General features: G+C 62.5%; 11 protein-coding genes and 1 tRNA gene. 6 read left to right on the top strand and 6 right to left on the bottom strand.

What is annotated here, in order from left to right; translation table 11 throughout:
• From folB to OU998_RS04715, 3 genes are all read left to right on the top strand, one after another.
• Complete coding sequence (gene folB, locus OU998_RS04705; protein WP_267515682.1) at positions 1 to 399, top strand: dihydroneopterin aldolase; 399 nt, start codon at positions 1 to 3, stop codon at positions 397 to 399.
• 79 nt (positions 400 to 478) lie between these two features.
• Positions 479 to 1,084, top strand: a complete 606-nt coding sequence (locus tag OU998_RS04710) for a DUF4870 family protein (RefSeq protein WP_267515683.1) — start codon at positions 479 to 481, stop codon at positions 1,082 to 1,084.
• A 10-nt stretch (positions 1,085 to 1,094) separates the two neighbouring features.
• A complete protein-coding gene (locus OU998_RS04715) occupies positions 1,095 to 1,478 on the top strand; it encodes a hypothetical protein (RefSeq protein ID WP_267515684.1) in 384 nt (127 codons plus the stop codon).
• A 257-nt stretch (positions 1,479 to 1,735) separates the two neighbouring features.
• On the opposite strand, the gene OU998_RS04720 is transcribed toward OU998_RS04715, so the two are convergent.
• The 5 genes from OU998_RS04720 to msrA all read right to left on the bottom strand — a co-directional run bounded on the left by OU998_RS04720 (position 1,736) and on the right by msrA (position 8,267).
• Positions 1,736 to 2,053 (bottom strand): hypothetical protein, encoded by a 318-nt coding sequence (locus OU998_RS04720; RefSeq protein ID WP_267515685.1) that lies wholly within the window; start codon positions 2,051 to 2,053, stop codon positions 1,736 to 1,738.
• Positions 2,054 to 2,170: 117 nt separating this feature from the next.
• Positions 2,171 to 4,135: a glucans biosynthesis glucosyltransferase MdoH gene (mdoH, locus tag OU998_RS04725; RefSeq protein ID WP_267515686.1), complete on the bottom strand. Its 1,965-nt coding sequence runs from the start codon at positions 4,133 to 4,135 to the stop codon at positions 2,171 to 2,173.
• Positions 4,136 to 4,286: 151 nt separating this feature from the next.
• Positions 4,287 to 6,134: an acyltransferase family protein gene (locus OU998_RS04730; RefSeq protein ID WP_267515687.1), complete on the bottom strand. Its 1,848-nt coding sequence runs from the start codon at positions 6,132 to 6,134 to the stop codon at positions 4,287 to 4,289.
• 62 nt (positions 6,135 to 6,196) lie between these two features.
• Positions 6,197 to 7,522 carry a VOC family protein gene (locus OU998_RS04735; RefSeq protein ID WP_267515688.1) on the bottom strand — a complete coding sequence of 442 codons (1,326 nt, stop codon included), beginning with the start codon at positions 7,520 to 7,522 and terminating at the stop codon, positions 6,197 to 6,199.
• Between the two features lie 94 nt (positions 7,523 to 7,616).
• The gene (gene msrA / locus OU998_RS04740) at positions 7,617 to 8,267 is read right to left on the bottom strand and encodes a peptide-methionine (S)-S-oxide reductase MsrA (protein ID WP_267515689.1); all 651 of its coding nucleotides are present in this window, start codon (positions 8,265 to 8,267) and stop codon (positions 7,617 to 7,619) included.
• Positions 8,268 to 8,406: 139 nt separating this feature from the next.
• Here msrA and OU998_RS04745 point away from each other — a divergent pair.
• Positions 8,407 to 8,496 (top strand) — tRNA-Ser (locus tag OU998_RS04745).
• Between the two features lie 483 nt (positions 8,497 to 8,979).
• On the opposite strand, the gene OU998_RS04750 is transcribed toward OU998_RS04745, so the two are convergent.
• Entirely contained in the window at positions 8,980 to 9,450 is a 471-nt protein-coding gene (locus OU998_RS04750) for an Lrp/AsnC family transcriptional regulator (RefSeq protein ID WP_267515690.1), read from the bottom strand.
• A 175-nt stretch (positions 9,451 to 9,625) separates the two neighbouring features.
• Between OU998_RS04750 and OU998_RS04755 the strand changes: the two genes are divergently transcribed.
• A complete protein-coding gene (locus OU998_RS04755; protein WP_267515691.1) occupies positions 9,626 to 12,781 on the top strand; it encodes a TonB-dependent receptor plug domain-containing protein in 3,156 nt (1,051 codons plus the stop codon).
• A 231-nt stretch (positions 12,782 to 13,012) separates the two neighbouring features.
• On the top strand, positions 13,013 to 15,748 hold the full coding sequence (locus OU998_RS04760) for a M16 family metallopeptidase (RefSeq protein WP_267515692.1): 2,736 nt from the start codon (positions 13,013 to 13,015) through the stop codon (positions 15,746 to 15,748).
• Positions 15,749 to 15,788 lie beyond the last annotated feature (40 nt).

Consider the following 15,788-nt stretch of genomic DNA (forward strand, 5'->3'; position numbering starts at 1 on the left):
GTGGTCCAGTCGTCTCAGGTGTCGCCGTTCCCGGCGGACGAGCCGCTGCGCTACGAGCGGCTGAGCGTCTTCGTGCGCGGGCTGGAGGTCGAGGCCGGGATCGGGGTCTATGACCACGAACAGGGGCGGTTGCAGCGGCTGGTCATCGACGTGACCCTGGAGCTGGCGCCCAAGCCGATCGAACGTCTGGGCGACACCATCAACTACGAGACCGTGGCCAATGCGGCGCGCGCCATCGCCGCCGAGGGGCATGTGGGCCTGGTCGAGACCTTCGCCGAACGCCTGGCGCGCGCCTGTCTGGAGGACCGGCGGGTGCAGCGGGCGACCGTGCGGATCGAGAAGCCGGGCGCCCTGGCCGCCGTGATCGCGCCGGGCTGCGAGATCGTGCTGGCGCGATAGGTTGCGTCGGGCCTTCCGCACGGCCATTGTCGGTTAACAGTCCGGCCGTTTCGACGGCGTGAGAAAAGCGTTCGATATCATGGCCGAACCCGGCGATCCGAAGGGCCCCGACGCCCACGACGACGATCACGATCATGACGCCCATGTCGGTTTCGTCTCGCCGGCGTGCCTGATCGGCGTGCCGCGTGCGCCAGAACCCCAGGCTGACGCTTCAGCCCAGCCGGAACCTGAAATCCAGGCCGAAGCGCGTCCGCCGGAGCGGGAGCGCGATCTGTTTGATCCACCGGAGCCCGCGCCCGTGACCCCCGCCTTCGCCCCAACGTCGGCGCCGACGCCTCGTTTCGCCGCCGACGTCCGGCCGGCGCCGATGAGCCTGTACGCCGTCTATGTCCTGATCCTGCTGGCCGTCCCGACCCTGGGTCTGTCGGCCCTGCTGGCCCTGCTGGCGGTGACGGGGCGTGACGGACCGGACGAGCCCCTGGCCGGCAGCCATTTCGTCTATCAGCAACGCACCCTGTGGAGCGCGGCGGTGGCGGCGGTGCTGGGCGGCCTGCTGGTGATCGTCAACATAGGCGTCTTCGTCCTGTTCCTGCTGGCCCTGTGGGTGCTGGCGCGCGGCGCCTTCGGCGTCATGCGGCTGAAGGCTGGACGACCGATCGACAATCCGCGCAGCTGGCTGTTCTGAAAGGGCGACCATGACGACTGAACCCAACTTCACCACTGGCCAGGAGCCGGAAGGCAAGGTCGCCGCCCTGATCGCCTGGGCCCTGTTCATCCTGTCGATCCCCAGCGCTAATGTGCTGGTGCTGGTCGGGCTGGTCGTCTCCTATGTGGCGCGCGCGACGGCGGTGGGCGTGGCCCGCCAGCATATCGAGGCTCAGATCGCCCTGTTCTGGTCGGTCTTCTGGTGGACCATCGCCGCCTGGGTCGGCATCTTCGTCAGCGCCCTGCTGTCGGTGATCCTGATCGGGATTCCCTTCCTGCTGCTGTTCGGCCTGATCTGGTTCCTGCTCAGCGTCTGGTTCACGGTGAAGAGCGTTCTGGGTCTGATCAATCTGCTGCAAGACAAGCCGATCTGACGCACCCCTCCGATGGAACATCCCGCCCCTCAAGCTGTTGAAGCGAAAAGGGAGTTGAGCATGGATCCTAGGGAAAAGTCCTAGAAGACGAGGTGTGGGGTGTGCCCCGCTATCCCCCCGAAGAGCCGCCGATGACGGGCAGGATGTCGTCGCCGGACGTCTGGTCCTTGGCGTCGAAGCGGTCGTCCATGACGGGTCTCCTGAAGACTGTGGAGGTCTTCAGGACAGCGATCCAGACGCCGAGCCGTTCCCGGTCTTTAGCCGACCCGACCGACGATGGTGCGGATGGTCTCGGCCCGGGTCGGCAGGTCGGCGGCGAGACGGGTTGCGATCTCGCGAACGCCGACCGGATAGGCGTCGCCGCCCGAGGCGATGTCCTTGGCCTTGTCTGCGACCTGGGTCAGCAGTTTCTCGAACTGTTCGATCTCTTCCAGCGCCAGGGCGTGGGCTTCCAGTTGGAGGCGCTGAACCCGTTCGGCTGTGGTCTCGGGCGCGCGCATCAGATCATAGACGGCGGCCTCGGCGCCCACGAGGCGCAGGTCGGGTTTGGAATCGGTGCTGGTCTTCTTGATCATGGAATCGGTCCACAGCGACGGCTGAAAATCGAAAGTGGTCGCAGCGCAGCTTTTCGTCGAGCTTGACCGTAGCGGTTATGGCGACGCTGTGGCCGCCGTGCATCGGTTTCGCCGTTCTTACAGCTCCGGCGCGCGGGCCGGGACCATGGCCGGGGCCGCGACCGGGGCCAGGACGCCGCCGGCGACGGCACGCAGCGGCGAGCGGGGCGTGTGGAGGACGGCCGGGTTGACGCTGACGCCGTCCTGGGCCGGGGTGACCAGGAAGCCCTTGGCCGCCAGCCTGTCGCCCGAGCGAACCCGCGAGGTCCAGACCGTGATCGGGGCGGCCAGCAGCAGCGGCAGGACGATCGGGGCGAACCAGGTGGCCAGGTCGGGGCGGACGCACAGGGGGATGATGAAGCCGACGCCGGCGATCATCTGCCAGCGCATTGCGCGGAAGGCGTCTGACCAGGCCAGGCCGTCGGCCTCGCGCTGCTGGGTCGACCAGCCGGTGTCGTGGCCGGACAGGATCTGGATGAAGGCCTTGGTGTTGGCGACCATCAGGATGGGGGCCAGGATGGCCGACAGGGCGATCTCGGCGGCCATGCCCTTGGCGATGGCGCGACGCCCGCCGAAGGCGCGCAGCTCGGCCGGGCGGCTGAGGACCAGGGCGGCGCCCATGAACTTGGGCCCGATCAGCAGCACGCCCGACAGGAAGGAGGCCAGCATGAAGGGAGTGAACTGGGGGTTCAGGATGTAGAAGAAGCTGGTCCAGTCGACCGGATAGAACATCTGGATGAACAGGCCGACCATCAGCGACGCCAGCCACAGGGGCGAGGACAGATAGGCCATGCAGCCCATGGCAAGTTGCAGGCGGCTCATCGGCGACAGGCCCTTGGCGCCGATCAGGCCCAGGTGCTGCAGATTGCCCTGGAACCAGCGGTGGTCGCGGCGGATGAAGTCGGTGATCGACGGCGGGGTCTCTTCCCACGATCCGTCCAGGGCGGCGGTGACGTGCACGGCCCAGCCGGCGCGGCGCATCAGGGCGGCCTCGACCACGTCGTGGCTCATGATATGGCCGCCGAAGGGCTTCTTGCCCGGCAGATGGGGCAGGCCGCAGCAGGCGGCGAAGGCGCGCGTGCGGATGATGGCGTTGTGGCCCCAGTAGCTGGATTCCGAACCGGTCCAATAGGCTAGGCCGGCGGCGGCGACGCGGCCGTACAGGCGCACCGAATACTGCGACACGCGGGCGAAGATGGTGCGGGCCTTGATGATGACCGGCGCGGTCTGCAGCATGCCGACGCCGGGATTGCGCTCCATGGCGTCGACCATGCGCAGCAGGGTCTCGCCGGCCATGGTGCTGTCGGCGTCCAGGACGATCATGGTCTCATAGGCGCCGCCGAAACGACGGACCCATTCGGCCAGGTTGCCGGCCTTGCGCTCGGCATTGTCCGTGCGGCGGCGGTAGAAGGTCTTGCAGCCGGCGGTCAGGCGGAAGGCCTGGAAGACCGAACGCTCGGAGGCTGCGGCCTCTTCCTTGGTCGAGTCGCTCAGCACGAAGATGTCGAAGGCCGAGGCGGCGCCCAAACGGGTCAGCGAGGCGTCGATCATCGCCAGGCGGGCGAAGGAGGCGCGAGCGTCCTCGTTGTACAGCGGCATCAGCAGGGCGGTGCGGGTGCGCGGCAGGGCCGGGTGGGGGGCGAAGGCCAGGTCGGCCTGGTCCTTGCCGCGCAGCATGACGAACAGACCCATCAGGCCGCTGACGAACCAGCAGGAGATGGCGGTGATCAGCAGCATGAAGATGCCGAACGCCAGGATCTCGGTGCCGTCCCAGCCCTTGCGGGCGTACAGGTAGAAGGGCGTGATGGCGGACAGGCTGGTCAGGGCGACGGTGCCGGCCAGCAGCATCAGACGGCGCAGGGCGACCGTCTGCGGCGAGGTGGCCGGGATGGCTTCGGCCACGGCGTCGGGCGCGGCCAGGGACTGCACCGGCATGGCCAAGGGCGCCTCGTCGGGCAGCCAGGACCAGGCCGGGCCTTGCGGCGCCGGGTTCATCGTCTCGATTTCAGCCTGTTCGACAGGCCGGATCGCCAGCTTGTTCATGCCGCTCTGGACGCCCCCGTGTTGACCGACCGCACTTCCGAAGGCAGGAAGCAGGCGGCGCGCTGCATTGCAGCACGAGCCCTATAGTCGATCACATTCACGCGATTTTCAATCACGCAATGTTGATATAGCCAAAAAATATGGGGGATTTTTACCCTGGGCGCGTCGCCGGGTGGGCCGCAGGGTCTCCAGAGGGCGAATCCGCCGCGTCCTGCAACAGTTTACGGTCCAAAACCCAGGCGGCAATCCCCACCCAGCACACCAGGACAATGGCGTAGGCGCGCTCCCACCAGCCGACATTGGCGTCATTGACCGTGCCGGGGAAGACCAGGTGTTTTGTTACAACGGTCAGGATCGCCATGACCACGAAGGTGATCGCGAGGAAGAGCTTCAGACGCGGCAGATCCCGGCGTGACGCCAGCCCCCACAGCAGCAGAACAGGCGCCAGCTGGATGCCCAGGGCCAGGTTGATGATCATGTGGCGCGGGTCCGGCCACGGATACAGGGTCGAGGCCGACATGCCGGCGCCGGCCAGGACGAAGACCACGGCGATCACGGCCCCGGCGACCCGCTTCTCCGTCAGGGCGTAGACGGCTAGGCCGAAGCCGATTCCCGCCAGGGCGGCCATCACCCCGGCGACGAAGACGCCGCCGTTGAAGATGATCGGCGCCTGGGCCGTCGCCCCGCCCAGTTCGCTCAGATACTGGGTGGCGTTGTCGAAGCCGGGATAGGCGGCGATGGCGGCGGCCACCACCGTCAGGGCCAGAAGCGGGGCGGCGACGCCGACCGCCAGCAGGCGGCGACGGCGGTGATAGCGCGCGGTCGGGCGCCGCAGAGCCTCCAGGTCCAAGGGCCAGGGCCGGCCGTCCAACGGTTTCAATCCCCACAGGGGCCGGATGGCGGGGATGCGTTTGACGACCTCATAGACGGCGAAACTGCCCAGGAAGGTGGTCAGCAGCAGGGACAGGGCCTCCAGCCCCACCGGCAGGCGGGCGGGACGAATGATCCAGACCGCCGCGACCAGGATCGTCTGGTGCGCTAGATACAGGGGGAAGGTGGCCTCGGTCAGATAGGTCAGTACCGGCCCGCCGCGCGAGCGCAAATGCCGGCTGCCGAAGCCCAGAATGGCGACGATCACCGCCCACTGGTCCAGGCCGTAGACCATGGCCTTGGGCACGCCCCAGAAGGCCCGCCCGCCCGGATGCCAGACCTGGGCCATCATGATCGGCAGGGCGACCGCAGCCAGGCCCAGGGCGACCCAGCGATACCGCTCCATGTCGCGCCAGATCGTCTCGCGGCCCACGATGCTGAAACCGAACACAAAGGCCCCCAGCGACAGGGCGTGATTGTACCAGTCCCAGTGCAGGATGTTCGTCACCCCGAACCAGGGAAACAGCAGGATGCGGATGGCGATCAGATAGAGGATCGGCAGGATCAGCACGCGCGGCCCCGCCAAGGCCTTTTCCAGGGTCGCGCCGATCCGGTCGATCAGCCCCGGCACACGCCACAGCAGCACGGTGACGACGCTGTAGGCGGCGATATAGACGATGAACCAAAGGTGGTTGACCGGCACGCCGTCGGCCAGGCCGTTGAAGCCGAACTCATGCACCATCCAGGCGGCGAAACCGGCCAGGCCGCCCGGCCAGCCGGCCTTGTCCATCGCCTCGATCCAGGACTGGATCGGCACCAGGATGATCGCGCCGAACAGCAGGGGGGGGACGAGGCGCGCAAACCGGGCGCGAGCGACCTCGCGCGGACTGCGCCGGAAGGTCATGAACCGCAGCGCCGCCCCGGACACCAGAAACAGCAGGGTCAGCCGCCAGGGATTGGTGACCAATATGGCTTCGCGCATCCACTCGAAGGTGTGGACGCTGTGCACGTGCCAACCATAGACCCCGTAGACTAGGCCTACATGGTACAGGATCAGCAGACTGAACGCCCCGACCCGGATCCAGTCCAGATCATAACGGCGCGCGGACGAGGGGGCGGAGGGGGTCACGGCCGCGTCTATGATCCGGCGCGGGGCGTCAGGCAATACGGCGGATGGTCTCGGGGGGGCGGTCAGGCCAGGGTCTCGGTCAAGCCCAGCGCCTTCAACGTCGCGGCGACCGAGGCGTTCTGTTCGGCCTTGTACAGCGCCATCTCGTCCAGCACCGCACGGCCCAGGGCCTGTTCGAAATCAGCCTTGGCCGGATCGACCGCATAGGCGGTCCCGCGCGCCTCAGCGCCCAGGTTGGACTGGAAGATGCCGGCGGCGCTGACGGGCAGGAAATCTTCGTAGGTGATCGGTTCGGCGACGACGTGACCCAGGGCGATCAGGGCCTCCAGATCGGTCGTCTCGGGGCACCCGGCCAGGCCTTGCGACGTCGCGCGATAGCGGAACCAGGCCAGGCCGCCCCGTCGCAACGCCGTCCAGTCGTCGGGCAGGGCCGAGAAGTCCTTGCTCGCCAAGGCCGCGTCATACAGGGCGCGACCGGCGGGGGTCAGGGCGCAACCCCGCTGTTCGATCTCGCCGAAGCGGGCGGTGTGCACCCCCTGGACGGCGCCGTCCGCGCCGGGGAAGGCGATGGCCTCCTGCAAGGCCTTGAAACTGGTCTGGCGCAACAGGATGGGGCAGGCGCGGGCCGGCGGGCCCTCGATCGTCTCCTTGGGCGTGATGCCGCGTTCGGGCATGGCGGCCTGGGCGGCGTCGATGTCCAGGGTGCGCGGCGTCAGGTGGTTGATGTGCGGCCCCTTGAAGCTGACCACGTCGGCGATCAGCCGGTGGGCGGCGACCAGCCGTTCATAGGTGGCGGCGCTGACCGTCGCCTCGGCATGCCAGCGGAAGGTCTCCAGCAGTTCGGCCACGAACCGGTCGGCCTGGCCCTCGTCCAGGCCGCCGGCGGTCTCGGCCGTCTCGATCAGGGCCCGCGCGCCGGGGGTGAAGATGTCGCGTCGGGCCAGGGCGGCGGCCGCCTCCGCCCGCAAAGCCTCGTCCTCGATCAGCTCTAGCCGCAGCAGGGAGCAGAAGACCCGGAAGGGATTGCGCGCCAGGGCCGCCGGATCAACGGGGCGGAAGGCTGTGGAATGGACCGGCACTCCCGCCGGGGCCAGATTGTAATAGCTGACCGGCGCCATGCCCATGACCGCAAAGGCGCGGGCGATGGTGGCCAATTCATCCGCCGTACCGACGCGGATGGCGCCGTGGCGTTCCTCCGATAGCCGCGCCATTTCGCCTGCGGCGGCCAGACGCTCGGCTCCCGCCGGATCGGCCTTCAGCGTCTCTGCATTGATCTCGGCCACCAGGGCCAGCAGCTCGCCGTACTGGGGCACCTCGGCCCGGTACAGGGCCGACAGGGCGGCCGAGAAACGGCTGCGGATCTCATCAACGTGGACGAAGGCGGACATGACGGGCTCCCTGGACCTTTTCGCCGTTCCCTACGCCTGTCGGCCGCCGACGCCTAGCCGGCGGCCACAGGACATTTCGCCCGATACGGTGTGATCAGGCCTCGACGCCGACCCCGATGGGGCAGACCACGCCGGTGCCGCCTATGCCGCAGTAGCCGGCCGGGTTCTTGGCCAGATAACCCTGATGATAGTCTTCGGCGTAGAAATACTCGCCCGCCGGTTCGATCTCGGTGGTGATCGTCCCACGTCCCGCCGCCGTCAGGGCCGCCTGATAGGCGTCCCGCGACGCTTCGGCCTCACGCTGCTGCGCGTCGTTCAGCGTATAGAGGGCCGAGCGATAGGTGGTGCCCACGTCATTGCCCTGGCGCATGCCCTGGGTCGGGTCATGGTTCTCCCAGAAGGCCTTCAGCAGCTCGGCATAGGTGATCGCCTGCGGGTCGAACACCACCTTGACCACCTCGGTATGGCCGGTGCGGCCGGTGCAGGTCTCCTCATAGGTGGGATTGGGCGTGATTCCGCCCGAATAGCCGGCCGAGGTCACCCACACGCCCGGCAATGACCAGAAAATCCGCTCCACGCCCCAGAAACAGCCCATGCCGAAGATCGCGGTCTGGAAGCCCTGGGGATATGGTCCCTTCAGCGGATGGCCGCTGACATAGTGGTTGACGTCGGTGGCCAGGGGCTCGGCGCGACCGGGCAGGGCGGTCTCGGCGGTGGGCAGTTCGGCGGTTTTCGACAGCAGCATGGGGGTTCCTTCACAAGGAAAATGACTTCGGCGCCTATATGGGGATGTCAGAGGCGCTTGCCGAGGGGGCGAACGTGTTCTATCAGGCCCGCCTCCCGCCGGATCGACCTCCGGCGGCGCGCAAGACGTGGCGTGAAACGGACAGGTGGCGGAGTGGTCGATCGCGCACGCTTGGAAAGCGTGTGTAGGTGAAAGCCTACCGAGGGTTCGAATCCCTCTCTGTCCGCCACCCCCGCCGATTCTACGCCATGACGCGATATCCTGCGGAATAGCTACGCAAACACCGCCAATAGTTGCGCGTTCGATGTCCTTGATATTCTATCGCGATGTTTTCGGTTGTACCGGGCGAGCCGACAGTGCGTACCGTGAAGCGTAGCCGCCAAACTGTCCGAACAGCCGGCGTCGCCTCAGGGCCTGCCGGTTCGCATCCTTCTGACGGGAGGCGAGCGCAATGACATCCCTCAGATCGAGCCTTTGTTCGACGGTCTCAGGACCGGCTTCGTCCTGGCCGATAAAGCCTATGACGGCCGACGCTACTACGGCGGCCGGAGCGATACCGGTCGTACCTCGCCGCAGCACCACTGCCGCTTGGCGCCGCTTCGAGGCGACGCCTTATAACGAGCGCAACCAAATCGAACGACTGTTCAACAAACTCAAGCACTCACGACGTATCGCCAAGTGTTCAAGCCGTTAGAGCGCGAGTTCACCTGTTTCAGCAGAAACGGAGAGGCAGGCTATGCGAACTTTTCACGTCCTGTAGAATAATGCTTGTGCGTCCATTTGCTATTTGCGGAGATGACAGGAGTGTTTCCGTCAAAAGTATATTCAGGGAGGATAGATCTTTTGTCGCCACCTTAATTATCATGTCAGGTGATCCAGTAAGTAATTGGCACTCCAGTACCTCATCAAGCAGTATAAGACGTTTACGAAAATCTGATGCGGCCTGTGGATCAGAAGATGTCATGGTTAGCATTACGTAGGCCATGATGCCTACGTTTAACGCCGCTGGCGACAGGTGGGCATGGATGGAACGAATGACGCCGTCTTTGCGTAAAATTTGGAGTCTGCGCGAAATTTGAGACGGCGAAAGTCCAACGATCGGCGCCAGTTCACTTGGGCCCGCGTCGCCGGCTTCTTGCAGGGCCGCCAGAATTTTTCGGTCAAACACATCGAGGGATGTCAATTCTGAGGTCTCACACGAAGCGATCATCCGAGCGCGGAATGAGGTGTTTTTTTGCGATAGTCGGCCAATTGTCAACTGACAATGCACGGACTTTGCGCGTAATGTGCCATACTATCAATTTCTGCGCGCAGTGGGCGAGGGGATGCGAGCGGCCCTGAATGACCGGAAAGGCGTCATGGCTGTCTGTTTCGCTGATTGGCGCGCGAACTTAAAAAAACGGGGGTATAAAATGAAAACCAAGCTCTATCTCATGGCGAGCGCGATGGCGGTCGGTTTGCCGATGCTGGCGTCGCACGCCTTTGCCGATGACGTAGTTCGAGACGCTGGCCAGGCGGTTCCGGCTCGGGAGGTCGGCAGCCAGGCGACGGCGCAGAGCGGCGTCACGCCGGCGGCGGCCGCGAAGTCGGACGCAGCCGAGGAAACGCCTGCCGATGGCGCGACGCAGACCCGCCCCGTAAGGGCGGAGGCCGCCGAGGCGGATGAGGTTGCCGATGGGCACGCCGTGCTTTCCGACCTGGTGGTCACGGGCACGCGGATCAAGAATAAGACGACATTCGATTCACCGTCGTCGATTCAGGTCATTACCGCCGAAGACATGGCAATGTTGGGTCAGACCGATATTGCAAGCGTCCTACAGGACTCGACGGTCGCCGCTAACGCATCGCAAATCGATAACAATTATACAGGCTACAGTGTTGAGGGCGGCACCGGGGTCAATACGCTGTCGATGCGCGGCCTGGGCGCGCTGCGGACGCTGATCCTGGTCAACGGCCATCGCGTCGGTCCGGCAGGCGTTCAAGGGCAGGTCGGCCCGGTCGACCTGAACACCATTCCGAACACGATTATCGAGCGCGCGGAAATCCTGAAGGACGGCGCCTCGTCGTTGTACGGATCGGACGCCGTGGCGGGCGTCGTCAATATCATCACAAAGCAGAGGTTTAACGGCGGATCGGTCAATATAACCGAAAGCGTGCCCGTTGAAGCGGGGGGACGCCGCGACAGCTTCAGCATCAGTCAGGGATTTACCCATGATCGTTGGTTTGGTTCGGTCGGTCTCGACTACTCAAACCAAGAATCGCTGAATCTCGGCGACCGCGACTGGTCCAGCTGTCCGAATCCGTACGTCTATTATGCCGACGGAACACGCGCTGATCTGGTCGATGCAGAGACCGGCACCTATCAGTGCAATATGATGACGACCGGTACTATCCAGACCGGGGGCGCGGTCTATGTTCTGGATGACACCGCCACTCTGGGCGGCGGCGCGACCGGCCTGGACCGTGTCGGTCTTCATCGCGTTAGATATACCTTCCCCAGCACGGTCGCGGATTACATCAATAAGACGCGCGCATCGCGGGCTGAAGTGCCGAACTATGACTCGAAGTACGACGGCAAGAATATGATTTCGCCGTCTACGAAGTACAGTTTTGTGACGACTGGCGGTTACGATCTGGACGGTGGCGCTCAGATATACTTCGATGTGCTGGCAAACCAGAGAGAGTCAAGCACCGCTAACTGGATGCAGTTTTGGCCTACGGTAAACATTACGAACCCAAACAATATAGCGAAGGCAGGTAATAGCCTTGGGTTGACGGCCGCCAGCGCCTATTCGGTTATCGCAATTCCTCAACTGACCGACCAGAAAGTCCGTTATAATCGCGGACTGATCGGCATAAGGGGCGAGCTGCCGGACTTTGGTTCACTCAGGGGTTGGACATGGGACATCGCCGCGCAGATCTCTCATTCGAACGGCGCTTATGGCCAAAGCTTCGTATATGCTGACCGGGTCGCGGCGACGACAGCCGCCGGCACGGTCTGCGACGTCTCCAAGCTGACGACCGCCACCAGTTGTCCTACGGGCGGCGTGCAATGGTTCCGCCCCAGCACGGTGACCACCGGAAACTTCACAGCCGAGGAGAGCGCCTTCCTCTTCGGCTATGAAACGGGTCATACGACCTATGATCAAAAATATATCGAGGCCAACTTCACCGGGGATTTGTTCACCCTGCCGGCGGGGACGGTCGGGGCCGCTTTCGGTCTGCAGTTTCGTCAGGAATCGCTTGATGACGCGCCGGGGGCGCAGGCTGTCGCCAAAAACTATTGGAATACGTCCACCTTGGGCGCGACGAAGGGCGATGATACGATCAAGGAGGTCTATGGAGAAATCAGCCTTCCGCTAGTGAGAGACGTCTTCCTGGTTAAGAGCCTTGATGTCGATGTTTCGTCGCGCTTCTCCCACTACGACTCCTATGGTTCCAGCACGACCTATAAGGCCGGCGTGAACTGGGCCGTGACGGACACGCTTCGTCTGCGCGGCTCGCAGGGGACGTCGTTCCGCGCTCCGGGCCTGTATGAGCGCTTCTTGAGCCAGCAAACGAGCCTCTATACGCAAACGATCGATCCCTGCTACCGGCTCTTGAACGGAACGATCAGTGATCCGTCGGCGAACCTGGTGACCAATTGCGCCAAAGTCGGTCTTTCCAGCACCTATGCAGGCGGCGCCAGCGCTGTCGTTACTGAGGGGGGCAATGGAGATACACTAAAGGCTGAGACCGCGCTCAATAGGACGGCGGGTATTATCTTCACGCCGAAATCTGCTCCGATCATGGTGTCGGTAGACTACTATGACACTGAGATTAATGATCAGATTTCTAGCTTCGGTCCGGCAAACATATTGAACGAATGCTATAATTCCTTGAATATGTCGTCCGCATTCTGCAACCTGTTTACGCGCGCAACGACCAATGGAAATGGGTATGTTGCGGGCAATATTACTGCGGTGGACAACAGTTACCAAAACGTTGCTGAGCAGCGGCAAAAAGGATTTGATGTGTCGTTCACTTATAGCACGAAAGTGCTGGACGGCATGTTTACGTTCACGAGCGATAATACATTCGTTCGTGAGTGGACGTGGCAGCTGTTTACAGATTCAGAGAAGAGAGACGACCTCGGCCTTATCGGCTATCCTGAGTACAACGGAAGTCTCAATTTCAGATATCAACGAAATGACATAGCGTTGAACTGGGGTGTGTCGATGGTGGGGCGCGCGTCAAACTACAGCAGTCTCGGCACGGACATGACAGCAAGTTATCAAGGTACGGGCGTTGCTGTCCGTAACATCGTCGCCGTGCCATTTTATCACAACCATTCGTTTTCGATCAGCAAGCGAATGGATCGATCGACCGTAGTGCTGTCGGTTAGAAATGTGTTTGACCGCGATCCGCCGATCATTTCGTCTGCTGCTGGCGGTCGTGTTGGTAATGGCGCTCTCACCAGTCAGTATGACCAACTTGGCCGCACCATCGTGCTGAACCTGACGCGCGAGTGGTAGTCTCGACGTCTCAATAGAAGAGCAGAGAGGCGTATTGCTTTCGCCTCTCTGCCTAACGTTTTTTGTGCCGTTAATGTTGTGGGATTGTAATATACTATGAAAAGACATCGCCTCTTCGCTATGTGCGTAAGTGCGGTTGCGCTGACGGTCTCTATAAACGCGACCTGCAACCCATCGCCTGCATTCGCCGCTACGCCGAGCGAAGAGGCGGTTGATGTCCTGGTTAAGGGGATGAACATTCCCTATTCGACCTTCACACTGGAAAATGGCCTGCGGGTCATCGTGCAAACGGATCACCGTGCGCCGGTTGTGGCGGTCTCGCTCTGGTATGATGTGGGTTCAGGGGCGGAGCCGTCCGGCCGGACCGGCTTCGCGCACTTTTTTGAGCATCTGATGTTCACCGGGTCTGCCAATGTGCCCGGTGATGTCATGGAGCAACTAAAGAATATCGGTGCGTTTGAAATCAACGGCACGACCGGCGTCGATGTCACGAACTATTTCGAGACGGTGCCCACACCCAGTTTGGATGCGGCCCTGTTCATCGAAAGTGATCGTATGGCGAACCTCACCGGCGCCATGACCCAGGCCAAGCTGGATAGTCAGCGGGGCGTCGTGAAGAATGAGAAACGTCAGAAAGAAGACCAGCCGTTTGGGCTTGTTCGCGAGTTCATGCTGGAAAATCTGTTGCCTGAAGATCATCCCTATCACCATGACGTTATAGGCTCGATGGAGGATCTGAATAAGGCCAGCCTTAATGACGTGAATGAGTGGATTGAAGAACATTATGTGCCGAACAATGCACTATTGGTGTTGTCCGGCGATGTGACTTTAGACCAAGCGAAGGAAAAGGTTGGGAAATGGTTTGGCGACATTCCGCGAGGACATAGTGCGGACGCGCCTAAGCGTGATGTGCCTTCTCTTTCTGAACGAAAAGATCTCGTTTTAGCCGATCGCGTGGCGCAATCACGCCTTTATCGCTATTGGGCTGTCCCGGGTGTGGCCGATCCGGAGACTGTTTCGTTGGATGTCGGCGCTAGGATTTTGGGCGACATGGCGGGCTCGCGTCTCTACGACGCGCTTGTCCGCGACGAGAAGCTGGCCGATAGCGTAAACGCGCAGGTTCAGACTAACCAGCACCTTAGTTTTTTCCAGATTAGAGTGGATGTGAAAGCTGGTGTCGATCCGGACCTTGTGTCCAGGCGTCTGGATGAAATAGTGTCAGATTACATCGGTAAGGGCCCGGAGCAGTCGGAAATAGATAGGATTGCGGTCGATAATGCTTCCTATACTCTCGGCGCTCTCGAAACGGTAGGCGGTCGGGCGTCGCTGCTGGCCTATAGCATGCTCGCCTCTGGAAAGCCGGACGGATACAAGGACGAAATGCTGGCGATTGCGGACGCCTCGCCCGAAACGGTGAAAGCATCATTGAAGAAGTGGCTTTCTCGGCCGGTTCTGGCCTTTACGGTCGTTCCCGGCGACCGCGTCGAGGCCGAAGAGGCTGAGGTCACGGCCGGGGTGGTTCCGGGCGCGGCCGAAGGGGCGCCAACCAAGAGTGAAAGCCCGCCCGTCGTCGCAGCGGCCGACACACCAGCGGCTTCCGCCAATAGTCGGACCATGCCTCCTTTTAGCGGGGTGACGAAAATTGATTTTCCGGTGGTGGAAAACGCCACCCTTTCTAACGGGATCAAGGTCCATTTTGTGCGGCGTGACGTGCTGCCCGTCGTGAACGTGTCCTTGTCATTCGATGCAGGCATCTCTGCCGACAGCACGGACCGTCTTGGCGTGCAGGGCCTGATGTTGGCGGCCATGAAGCAAGGCACCAAGTCGATGGACGAGGGTGAACTGGGCATTGAACAGGAAAGACTGGGCGCACGTATCAATACGCGTTCGACGATGGATAGAACGCAAGTTGACCTAACCGCGCTTACGATGACTCTTGATCCCTCGCTTGATTTGCTGGCCGACATCGTCATGAATCCGTCGTTTGACGAGGCAGGCGTGGCGCGGGCGCGCGATCAGCGCCTGTCGGCGATTAAGCAGGAGCAGGCGCAGCCGCGGAGCCTCGCGTCGCGCACCCTGGCTGCCGCCCTCTTTGGCGGCCAGCACCCCTATGGGCGTCCCGTCTCCGGCAACGGCACGGCCAATGTCATCGAGACCGTGACCTCCGAAGACCTCGCCGCCTTCCACCAGGCCTGGATTCGTCCCGACAAGCTGGAAATCTTCATTGTGGGCAATCTAAGCTTGCAGGAGATGCAAAGTAAGCTGGAGGCGCGTTTTGGCGCCTGGGCGCCGCCGAGCCTTGCTGCGGGTCGTAAAAATTTCGACGTTGCGATTCCATCAAGTAATCCGCGCATCATTTTCATCGATGTTCCGCAATCGACTCAGTCCGTTATCTACGGCGGTAAGGTTTTGCCCGTGAAGGGGTCGGACGACCTGCTCGACCTCGTGCAGGCCAACACCATTCTTGGCGGCGGATATCAGTCGCGAATTAACGCGGATCTGCGAACGGCCAAGGGGTGGACTTACGGCGCTTCGACAAACCTCTATCGTTATGAAAACCAAGTCCAGTACACGATTGTTGCACCCGTCCAGGCGGATCACACTGGAGATTCTATAGTTGCCCTGCGCGATCAGGTTACTCAGTTTCTCGGCGAGAACGGCGTGACCCAGAGTGAACTTGATCGGACGGTCGATGGAAGTATCAAAGAGGCGCCGGGCAGCCTTCTGCGGTCAACGTCAATCCTGACGCGGATGCGAAACGATGCGCTTTATCAACGCCCATTTGATTCCATCGTAACGGAACAGGAGCGGCTTAAGACTTTGACGACTGAAGAGCTGGATGCCGCCGCCAGAAGCGTGATCGTCAAAGACGATTTCACCTGGGTTGTCGTCGGGGATAAGGAAAAGGTTCTTCCGCAGCTGGAAGGTCTGGGACTTCCGATCGAAGTGGTCCCGTCGGTTCAGTAGATCAGCGGGTTTGTCGTAGCGGGTGACCCCGGGGCGGTAG

Origin of the sequence: Brevundimonas sp. SL130 (genome assembly GCF_026625805.1) — a bacterium.
Taxonomy (GTDB): Bacteria; Pseudomonadota; Alphaproteobacteria; order Caulobacterales; family Caulobacteraceae; genus Brevundimonas.